This is a genomic window from Frankia tisae (assembly GCF_025403405.1).
GTDB classification, from domain to species: Bacteria; Actinomycetota; Actinomycetes; order Frankiales; family Frankiaceae; genus Frankia; species Frankia tisai.
On sequence record NZ_JANEZT010000256.1, the window covers coordinates 1 to 9,916 of the forward strand.

General features: G+C 71.6%; 9 protein-coding genes and 1 pseudogene. 5 read left to right on the plus strand and 5 right to left on the minus strand.

All coding sequences use genetic code 11. The features are described 5' to 3' along the window. Window positions 1-2,901 (plus strand): type I polyketide synthase (locus NBZ85_RS21550; protein ID WP_261562486.1); only part of this gene is annotated, 2,901 nt, incomplete at its 5' end. Window positions 2,902-3,000: 99 nt separating this feature from the next. Here the strand turns inward: NBZ85_RS21550 and NBZ85_RS21555 are convergent. Then, a complete protein-coding gene (locus tag NBZ85_RS21555; RefSeq protein WP_261562487.1) occupies window positions 3,001-4,158 on the minus strand; it encodes a glycerophosphodiester phosphodiesterase in 1,158 nt (385 codons plus the stop codon). Between the two features lie 408 nt (window positions 4,159-4,566). On the opposite strand from NBZ85_RS21555, the gene NBZ85_RS21560 reads away from it, so the two are divergent. Continuing rightward, entirely contained in the window at window positions 4,567-4,851 is a 285-nt protein-coding gene (locus tag NBZ85_RS21560) for a hypothetical protein (protein WP_261562488.1), read from the plus strand. Window positions 4,852-4,961: 110 nt separating this feature from the next. Here NBZ85_RS21560 and NBZ85_RS21565 read toward each other — a convergent pair whose 3' ends face one another. After that, window positions 4,962-5,732 carry an MBL fold metallo-hydrolase gene (locus NBZ85_RS21565; RefSeq protein ID WP_261562489.1) on the minus strand — a complete coding sequence of 257 codons (771 nt, stop codon included), beginning with the start codon at window positions 5,730-5,732 and terminating at the stop codon, window positions 4,962-4,964. Between the two features lie 86 nt (window positions 5,733-5,818). Here NBZ85_RS21565 and NBZ85_RS21570 point away from each other — a divergent pair, with 86 nt between their 5' ends. Next, on the plus strand, window positions 5,819-6,427 hold the full coding sequence (locus tag NBZ85_RS21570; protein ID WP_261562490.1) for an ABATE domain-containing protein: 609 nt from the start codon (window positions 5,819-5,821) through the stop codon (window positions 6,425-6,427). 248 nt (window positions 6,428-6,675) lie between these two features. Here the strand turns inward: NBZ85_RS21570 and NBZ85_RS21575 are convergent, their stop codons facing one another. Both NBZ85_RS21575 and NBZ85_RS21580 read right to left on the minus strand, forming a co-directional pair. Further along, complete coding sequence (locus tag NBZ85_RS21575) at window positions 6,676-6,981, minus strand: hypothetical protein (protein ID WP_261562491.1); 306 nt, start codon at window positions 6,979-6,981, stop codon at window positions 6,676-6,678. Window positions 6,982-7,334: 353 nt separating this feature from the next. Then, on the minus strand, window positions 7,335-8,018 hold the full coding sequence (locus NBZ85_RS21580) for a TetR/AcrR family transcriptional regulator (RefSeq protein WP_261562492.1): 684 nt from the start codon (window positions 8,016-8,018) through the stop codon (window positions 7,335-7,337). A 376-nt stretch (window positions 8,019-8,394) separates the two neighbouring features. Between NBZ85_RS21580 and NBZ85_RS21585 the strand changes: the two are divergent. Beyond that, a pseudogene (locus tag NBZ85_RS21585) lies at window positions 8,395-8,943 on the plus strand (oxidoreductase); the annotation flags it as partial. Continuing rightward, window positions 8,940-9,233, plus strand: a complete 294-nt coding sequence (locus NBZ85_RS34095) for a hypothetical protein (protein WP_261562493.1) — start codon at window positions 8,940-8,942, stop codon at window positions 9,231-9,233. The pseudogene NBZ85_RS21585 and the gene NBZ85_RS34095, both read left to right, overlap by 4 nt. A gap of 185 nt (window positions 9,234-9,418) precedes the next feature. On the opposite strand, the gene NBZ85_RS21595 is transcribed toward NBZ85_RS34095, so the two are convergent. After that, window positions 9,419-9,550 carry a LuxR C-terminal-related transcriptional regulator gene (locus tag NBZ85_RS21595; RefSeq protein WP_261562494.1) on the minus strand — a complete coding sequence of 44 codons (132 nt, stop codon included), beginning with the start codon at window positions 9,548-9,550 and terminating at the stop codon, window positions 9,419-9,421. Window positions 9,551-9,916: the final 366 nt, after the last annotated feature.

Sequence of the window (9,916 nt, forward strand, 5' to 3'; positions counted from 1 at the left end):
CTCTCGCAGCTCGGCATCTCGCAGTCCGCCACCGCCCAGTCCGCCACCGCGCAGGCCGCCGCCGACGTGCCGGCGGGTGGGGCGGAGGCCGGGGCGGCGGACGAGGCCAGCGATCCCGGTACCTGGCGTTACCGCACCGTCTGGCAGCCGATGGCCGACGGGGACATCACCGCGGCGATCGCCGCGCAGGCCGGCGCCATCGCGCCGTTGGACGGCCGCTGGCCCGTGCTCGTCCCGCCGACCGGGGTGGACGAGGATCTGCTCGCCCGCGTCACCTGGATGATCGAGCGTCTCGGCGGCACACCGCTGGCGGTGCCGCTCGCCCGCGCCGACCGGGGCGCGGTCGCCGCACGGCTGGTCGAGGCGGGGTTCGGCGGCGCACAGCCGCCCGCCGCCAGCGCGCCGGTCGGCGACGGGGTCGGCGGCATCGTCTCCCTGCTTGCCCTCGACGGCACCCCCCACCGGGACCATCCGCAGCTGACCACCGGGCTCGCCCTCACCGTCACCGCCGTCCAGGCGCTGGGCGATCTGCGGGTGGGCGCGCCGCTGTGGGCCGTCACCCGCGGGGCGGTCACGACGGGCGTGGAGGATCCGGTCACCCAGCCGGAGCAGGCGATGATCTGGGGTCTCGGCCGCTCGCTGGCGCTGGAGACGCCGCGGGTCTGGGGCGGCCTCATCGACCTGCCCACCAGCCTCGACGACCAGACGCTGCTGTGGTTCGGCACCGCACTGACCGCCCCCGGCGGCGAGGACCAGTTCGCCCCCCGCCCGCAGGGCCTGCGGGTGCCCCGCCTGCTGCGCATCCCCGAGGGCATCCCCGAGACGGACCCCGCGTCGGCGCGGACCGAGGCGCGGGCGGGTGCGTGGCGACCCGACGGGACCGTGCTGATCACCGGCGGCACCGGCGCCCTCGGCGCGCATACCGCCCGTCGCCTGGCCCGCGACGGCGCCCGCCGCGTCGTGCTGGCCAGCCGGCGCGGACCCGACAGCCCCGGCGCCCGGGCGTTGCTCGACGAGCTCGCCGCGCTGGGCACCCACGCCACGATCGACGCCTGCGACGTCGCAGACCCCGACCGGCTCGCCGAGTTGCTGCGCCAGCTGGCCGACGCCGGCGAACCGGTCACCGCCGTCGTGCACGCCGCCGGCACCGCCGGCCCGACGATGCCGCTGGTCCGGCTGACACTGGCCGAGTTCGCGGACGTCGTCGCCGGGAAGGTCGCCGGCGCCGGCGCGCTCGACCGTCTGCTCGACGGCCCGGACGGGGCGAAGGTGGCGGCGTTCGTGCTGTTCTCGTCGATCTCGGGGGTCTGGGGTAGCGGCAACCAGGCCGCCTACAGCGCCGGCAACGCCTACCTCGACGCCCTCGCCGCCCGCCGCCGCGCCGAGGGCCGGCCGGCCACCGCGGTGGCCTTCGGCCCGTGGGCCGACGCCGGCCTCGGCGCCGAACCGGCGCTGCGCGACTACCTGACCCGCCGTGGCCTGCGTCCGCTGGCTCCCGAACCGGCCGTCACCGCGCTCACCCGGGCCGTCGCCGCGGGCGAGACGGCGATGACCGTCGTCGACGTCGCCTGGGAGACGTTCCTGCCGTCCATCACCGCGGCCCGGCCCAGCCGCTTCTTCGAGGAACTGCCCGTCGCGGCCCCGCCCGCGGGGCTGCCCGGGCAGCCGGTGCCGTCGGCGCGGGTGGGCCAGGCTGTTCCGACCGTGCTCGGCCTGCGGCCACCGCGGCGCGCCCGGGCGCTGGCCGAACTGGTCCAGGCCGAGGCCGCGGCCATCCTCGGCTACGACACTCCCGAGGAGCTCGACCCGACCCGTCGCTTCCTCGAACTCGGCTTCGACTCACTCGCCTCCGTCGAACTCAGCCGTCGGCTGGCCGCGGCGTCCGGGCTGACGCTGGCCACCCAGATCGTGTTCGAACACCCGACGGTCACCGAGCTCGCCGCCCACCTCGACACCCTCGCCGCCCAGATGGCCGCCGCCGCCCACCCGGCCGATGCCGCCCCGGGCGCCGCCGCGGCGGCGCCCGGCCCGGCCACGACGGGTGGCGCGGTCGAGGTCGGGGTCCGTGGGTTGTACCGGCAGGCCTGCGCGCAGGGCAAGTTCGCCGCCGGCGTCGGCGTGCTGCGCGCCGCCGCCCGGCTGCGGCCGGTGTTCGACACGGCCGCGGAGTTCGGCCCGCCCGCCAGGCCGGTGCGCCTGGCCACCGGCCCGGCACCCGTCGCGCTGGTGTGCCTGCCGTCGATGGTGGCCCCGTCCGGACCGCACAACTTCGCCCGGATCGGGCTGCACCTGCACGGCCTGCGCGACGTCTACGCGCTGCCGCACCCGGGATTCGGCGACGGCGAACTACTGCCGGCGAATGCCGAGCTCGTCATCGAGATGCACGCCGACACCGTCGCGCGCGCCTTCCCCATCACGCCCATCGTCCTCGCCGGGTACTCCTCCGGCGGCTGGTTGGCGCACGCGATCGCCTCCGCTCTGGAGGATCGGGGGGTGCGCCCCGCGGCCGTGGCGCTGCTCGACACGTGGCTGCCCACCGACCGCATTCCGGAGGAGGACATCCACGAGGAGCTGCGCGGCATCGCCGTCAACGACCAGGCGTTCGCGCTGATGACCGAGGCACAGATCACCGCGCAGGGTGCCTACCTCGACCTGTTCGAGAACTGGCGGCCGCGTGACGTCGCCGCCCCGGTCATGCTCCTGCGGGCGGCCGAGCGGATGCCCCGGCGCACCGTCGCCGAGGACATCACCGGGCACGGCCAGGCGTGGACGACCGACTGGGAGATGGACCACGACTCCTTCGACGTGGCCGGCGACCACCAGTCGATGATGAACGAGCACGCCGCGTCGACCGCCCGCGACCTGCACCGCTGGCTGGAGCGGCTGGAAGGGGCGAGGTAGCCGGGCGGCGGCCCCGCACGGCGCGGCGGCGGCTGGTCCGCCGCGCGGTGCGGGGCGGGGACTGCCCTGTCCCCGCACCGCACCGCGGCGCGGCGGCTCTCAGGTCGCCGAGTGCGGGCTCGGCTGGGCGGCGGCGATCGACTGGCCGGCGGCGACCGCGCGGGCGAGGACGCCGATGTCGGCCTGGTCGGTGAACAGCCCGTCGATGCCGGCCCTGAGGTAGGCGACCTGCTCGTCGATGGCCCGGCCGAAGTCGTTCGCCGAGGTGCCGCGGCGGTAGTCCGTCGGCAGGAAGGTGTTCTCCGCGCGGAAGGTGTAGGGGTGCAGGACGAGCCCGGCGGCATGCGCGTCGGCGACCAGCGAGGTCGCCCGCCCCAGGGTCCCGTCGGCGGCCTTGGGGATGACCTGCAGCTTGTCGGGGCCGATGCCGTTGGCGTAGGCGGCGATGGCGCGCAGGCCGGCCGGCGTCACGAGGTCGGCGTAGGTCCGCTTGTCCCCGGTGTCGACGAGGTCGAACGGCGCCCCCTCGGCCGACAGCAGCTGCACCACCGACGTGCGCAGCCCCAGCTTGCGCAGCTGGGCGAGGTTCGTCGTCTCGAAGGACTGGACGAACACCGCCGCGTCGCGCCGGTTCAGACCGTAGCGGTTCAGCGTGTCGACGAGGCGCTGCTCCAGGGGCAGCCCGGCCTTGGTGAAGTAGGTCGGGTGCTTGGTCTCCGGGTAGACGCCGATCTCGCGGCCGAGCTCCTTCGACAGCCGGGCCCGCAGGTCGAGGACCTCGGTGAACGTGGGGATCTCGAACAGCCCGTCGTAGAGGGTGTTCTCCTGGCGCACCTCCGGCAGCCGCTCCTTGGCGCGCAGCGTCTTCAGCTCGGCCAGGGTGAAGTCCTCGGTGAACCAGCCGGTGGTGGCCACGCTGTCGAGCGATTTCGTCTTCTTCCGGCCGGCGAACTCGGGGTGGTCGGCGACGTTGGTCGTCCCGGAGATCTCCGGTTCGTGCCGGCAGACGAGGACGCCGTCCTTCGTGGGCACCAGGTCGGGCTCGACGAAGTCCGCACCCAACCGCGCGGCCAGCTCGTAGGAGGCCAGGGTGTGCTCGGGCCGGTAGCCCGAGGCGCCCCGATGCCCGATGACCAGCGTCGAACGGCGGCGCCCGCCGCCGGCGGCCGGGCTGGCGGCCAGTGCGGGGCCGGCTGCCGCCACCGATGCGGCGAGCGGAGCGGCGGCGAACGGTGTTGCAGCGATTGCCGTGAGCACCCGACGGCGGTCCACGAAACCTCCAGCGCGCCGGGCGGCGACTCTCGCCGCTGGCATCGCTCATCCAGCGAAGCGGGGACAGATGGCAGCACGGAGGACCCGGCCTTGCCCGCCGGGGGCGCCCAGCCGTCGAGTGGGTGAACACCGCGCCCGGTGGCATGCGAATCCCGGGCGCTGCGATCAACGGCCCCCAGATCATGGCCGGCCCGCGCAATCTCGCGATCACGATCCTGCACCTGACCGGCGTCACCAACATCACCCAAGCCCTCCGCCGCCACGCTCGCCAACCCGAACGACCGCTAAATCGGAAAGTTTTCCGGAATAGCAGCAACTCCATTCGAGTCGTCATCGCGAGACGTTGGAGTGGTTTGCAGCTCTCAGAGTCGATCGTGGCCACGATTCGATTTCGTGAGCCGGGCGATGGTGATGCCGCTCGACCGCCACCGAAGCCCTGTCCCGGCAGGTCCAGAGCCTGGTCTGCCTGACCGCCGCCACGGCGTCAACATCCAACTGCTCGTCGACCTGCACCGCTTCCGCGAAGCCCGCTGGGCACAGATGGTCCACCACTCCGGCGGCGGGATGGCCGACCTGGGCTACGAAGGCGAACCCACCGTCCACGCCCCCCTGAAAAAGAAGCCAGGAACACCCCTGGCAGGCTGGCAGGCACAGCTCAACAGGGCCGTGAGCCACTGATGTCGGCGGTCGTGTGATTCCCCAGCCTCATCAGCTTCAGCGTCACGTAATTCCTCGGCGGACAACCGGGTCCCGCTACCCGGAGAGGCTTCGGTGCGCGCGGCAGCGGCTCAGGCCGCGGCCAGCTCCAGGCGGTCCAGTAGCCCGGCCGCCGTGAAGGCGTCGACCAGGTGGGTGCGGCCCTCGGTGAAGTGGCCCCAACCGTCGAAGTGGGCGGGGACCACGCGGCGGGCCGCGAGGAGGGTGGCGGCCTCGGCGGCCTGGGCGCTGTCGAGCGTGAGCAGGGCGCCGTCGAACAGAGCGGTGCGGGCGGCGCCGGCGAACAGGACGGCGGTGTCCACAGGAGCGAAGCGATCGGCAACCTGCTGGACGAGGTCCAGTGAGGCGTTGTCGCCGCTGATGTAGATGGTGGGCAGGTCGGGGGCGGTCAAGACGAATCCGATCACCTCACCGGTGACAGGTTCGCAGCCCTCGGGTCCGTGCCGGGCGGGGGCGGCGGTCACTGTCAGGGTGCCACCGCCGGGGCGGGGCAGTTCGACGGTATCCCAGGGGGCCAGGCCCCGGGCGGTGCCGCCCAGGCGGTCCCCGCCGCCGCGTGTGGTCAGGACCAGCGGGATGTCGGCCAGTAGTGCACGGCCGGAGTGGTCGAGGTTGTCGGGGTGCTCGTCGTGGGAGAGCAGGACCACGTCGACCGGGGCGAGTTCGGCGGGGTCGACGGCGGCGGGCGCGGTCTTGGTGAGGACGTGGCCGTTGCCCCGGGGGTACTCGCCGGGGGCGTCGAAGGCCGGGTCGGTAAGGAACCGCAGCCCGCCGTATTCGATGAGGGCGGTCGGACCGCCGAAGACGCTGACGGGGGTCTGTTCGGTGTGCGTAGCGGTCATCATGTCCTCACGGATGAAGGGAAGGTTTTCCGTGAAGTCAAGCTAGCCGAGTCTCATGGAGAAATGCAAGACTTAACATGAGAACCATGAAGGAGATCGCGACCAGCGAGCCCGCCCGCTCCGCCCCGCCGCCCGCGCCGGGCGCGGAGCAGTACCCCGCGCTCGACTTCGCCAACACCGCGCTCGCCCTGCCGGGCGGCCAGTACCTGGAGCTGCTCGCCTCGCCCGAGGCGGCGACGCGGTGGCTGGTCGAACGTAACCTCGCGCCGACGGACATCAAGCTGTACGGGGTGTCCGCGGTCCGGCTGCGTGCCCTGCGGGATCAGGTGCGAGCGCTGCTCGCGTCCCGGATCGGCGCCCTCCCCGCGCCGGACGGGGCCCTGCGTGCTGTCAACGACGCACTGACCTCCGCTCCCACGGCCGCGCTGCTGCGCTGGGACCCCGCGCAGGGCCTGCACCGAGTCCAGGCGCATCCCGCCGACCGGGTCGTCGACCACGCCCTCGCGGTCCTCGCCGCCGACGCCGCCGACCTGCTCACCGGCCCCGACGCCGAACGGCTCGCCGCCTGTGACTCGGCTCCCTGCCAGCGCTACCTGCTGCGCACCCATGCCCGCCGCCACTGGTGCTCGGTGCGCTGCGGGGACCGCGCCCGTGCGGCACGCGCCTACGCCCGCCGCACGCAGGCCAGCGGGTGAGGAATTACGTGACCGTCGACATCTGACTGGGCACCAGGCCACGGCCTCCACCTCTACCCACCACCCTGATCCAAACCCTCACCGGGGCCCGCCAGTTCTGCGCGATCCGAAGCTACCTGTCCACCGCCACCAAACACCACATCAGCCTGTTCGAAGCCCTCGTCCGCCTGGCCGAAGGCAACCCCTGGACGCCCGCAACAGCCTGACCCAGACCAACATCAAGAAACTACCTGACCAGTTACCCCGTTTTATTCTGAAGTGAAATCAGACTTCTGCATAAGCCTCATGGCCTGAAACCGCTCGTTCAGGGCGGTCAGCTGAAAGTGGTGAACTGCCGTGAGCACCGCGAGCGCGTCGGTAACGTCGAAGCCGAGCCGGGAGAGAAGTTCGTTGCGTACCTCGTCGTTGTCGTTGAACAGCTGCACGATGGTCGTCTTGGCCATGTCGGGGTAGGCACCGTTGCGGACCCATAACTCGTATCCGCGCACGAGGAGCGCAATCATCGCCATCTTGTCGGTCGGATCGGTGCCAGCGAGCGCGCGGATGTGCGCCAACTGAAACAGGCGGTCCGATTCGTCCGACGCCTTGGAGACGAACTGGCTGAGTGTCTGGGCCGGTGGTCTCTCCCGAGGTTCGGGACTAGCGTCGTTCTGTCATCTGTGACATCGAATCGATGAGGAATCTGGCGTGCACATCGAAGATAGGGGTGTTCGATGTCGAACGCCGCTGTCTTTTCGTGCGTGCTGCGCGCCGCTTCGACTTCGAGGCCATTCCCAGTATCACCACATCGCGCTCACAGCCTGACCAGGGGGTTCCTAACCTCGGGCTACTCGACCTGGCCTGAGCCGCCGGCGGGCGACGGTGGCCCGCGACGTCGATATCGGCATTCAGATGATGGCGGGCGGGGCTACCTCGCGGCGGCGCTCCGTGCCACCAGGCCGAGGAGGATGGCTTCGATCGCGGCGTCGAGGGACTCACGGAACGGTGGATTCATGAACGCCAGGCCCGGCTCGATCTCGTAGGCGGCGACCAGGGCCGGCGCGGGATGGCCGCGGGTCCACAAAGCGCCGACGAGAGCGATGACCAGGCCGGTCGCCTGCGCCGATCGCGGCTCGTCGAGCTCGGGAACGAGACGGCGGAGCAGGGCGGCGAGCCCGACCATGCTGTCCCGCGCCCCCCGCTTGTAGCGGAGTGCGACATCAGTGGAGACGTTCCGCTCCAGGACGGCGGCCTGGGCGCTGAGAAGCTCACACAGCATCGGATGGGCCTCGAACGAAGCGGCGAGCCCAGACGCCAGCTCGTCCGCGCGAACGGACACCGGAGCGGACGGGTCGACCACCGCCGGGAGCCTCTCGGAGATCTCGACCAGGAACCCGGCGGCGGAGTTGGCCAGCAGGTCCAGCAGCACGGCCTCGCGTGACTCGAAATAGCGCAGGACGTTGGACTTCGCCAGTCCCACGCGGCGGCTGAGCTCGTTGAGGCTCATCGCCGACACGGGCATCTCGTCGAGCATCGCGGCCGCCGTCCTGAGGATGTCCTCGCGGCGTTCCGTGCGCTGCACCTCGCTCCGCGCGCGCTGGAAGCCTGCCATGCACCCAGTTTAGGAGACCGGCGGTCTCTTGACTACAGACCATCGGTCTCTTACCTTACAAGAGACCGATGGTCTGTTCCGAATCTTCAGGAACCAGGGCTTGTCGGTGATCTTCAACGACCCGCTTGGCCCCGGAGGGACATGTCATGAAGGCCACCGACACGGTCGCGTGGGCTTGGCTGGAGCACACCATCGGCTCATGGACCGCGGGCGGGGCCGGCGCGCTCTGACGGAAGGCTTCGCCCGCCGCAGCATCAAGCCATCGCTCGCGCGGCTCGTCGCGCTGGCCCGCACCTCTGCTCTTGGCGTTTCGGGCGGTCCGACTTCTGACGTCGGCGATCGCCACCCCTCCGCTTCCCCCAAGAAAGGAACCGTCATGGCTCGCAAGGTCGCCCTGGTCACCGGTGCCTCCTCAGGCATCGGTGAAAACACCGCCCGTCGCCTCCATGAGGCCGGCTTCGTCGTGTACGGCGCCGCCCGGCGCGTCGACCGGATGGCGGACCTCGCCGCCACGGGCGTGCGCACGATCGCTCTCGACGTCACCGACGAGGTGTCCACCCAGAAGGCCGTCGAGGAGATTCTCGCGGCCGAGGGCCGCATCGACGTCCTCGTCAACAATGCCGGCTACGGCTCGTATGGCGCGGTCGAGGACGTCCCGATGTCCGAGGCCCGCGCGCAGCTCGACGTGAACCTCTTCGGGCTCGCGCACCTCACGCGGATGGTGCTGCCGGCCATGCGCGCCCAGGGCAGCGGCACCATCGTCAACATCAGCTCGATGGGCGGACGGCTCGCCACCCCCCTGGGCGCCTGGTACCACGCCAGCAAGTTCGCCGTCGAAGGTCTCAGCGACGCCATGCGCCTGGAGCTGAAGCGGTTCGGCATCGACGTCGTCCTCATCGAGCCCGGCCTGATCCGAACGGAGTGGGGCGCCATCGCCGCCGACAAGCTCCGCGCCACCTCGGGGCAGGGACCCCCTACGCGGCACAGGCCGACACCATCGCCAGGTCGTTGGAGGAGGGCTCGCGGCCCGACGCGCGTCGGGCCTCGCCGCCGACCGTCATCGCCGACGCCGTGGTCAAGGCCGCCACCGCCCGCCGCCCCCGCACCCGGTACGTCGTCGGCTTCGGCGCCCGCCCGCTCATCCTCCTCAGCAGAATCCTGCCGGACAGGGTCTTCGACGCCTTCATCAAGCGCACCACAGGCGTACCGGCCTGACGACTGCCACCGCGGGCGTCGGGCCGATCCGTCCAACCGACGCCCCAGCCCAGCCCATCCGACCCGACCGGCCGTATCGCTCCCGCCAGCCCGCCGCGGTAGGTGCCGAACGTCGCGGTGGATGCAGAAGCGTCGGCTGGTCGAGAGCCAGCGGAAAGAAGAGCGGCCCTTCACCCGGGAGCATGTCATTGCTCGGCGTCGGGGAAGTCGGCCTGCTGAACGAGCAGTGCGACCTGCACGCGGTTGGTGACTTGCAGTTTGTCCAGCAGTCGGGACACGTAGGCCTTCACGGTGGGCTGGGCTGATTGCTCGTCCATCCGACGGTCGGCCTCCGACGAATCCGTTCCGCGCTCGCGCGGTCATCGGCCACGACGGTCCTTAGGAGGTCGCGCACTCGGTAGGGCCGGTCGCGGAGATCGGCGAGGTACGGGGGCGGCCCAGCCATCAGGCGGCAGACCTCGCGAAAGCGAGATAACGATCACCGAAAGTCACTGCCGGAGCCGGGCCGCCCGGAAGCCCCGGCATTGCACGAACCGCCCTCTCCGTCTATTGGCCTGGCGGATTCAAGCGGTCATAGCGACGCATGCTTCGCCAGCAAATCGTTGAAGACTTCGACCGGCTTCGCCCAGCCCAACGTCTGCCGCGGCCTTCCGTTCAGCTGTTCGGCCACCTTATCAAGCTCG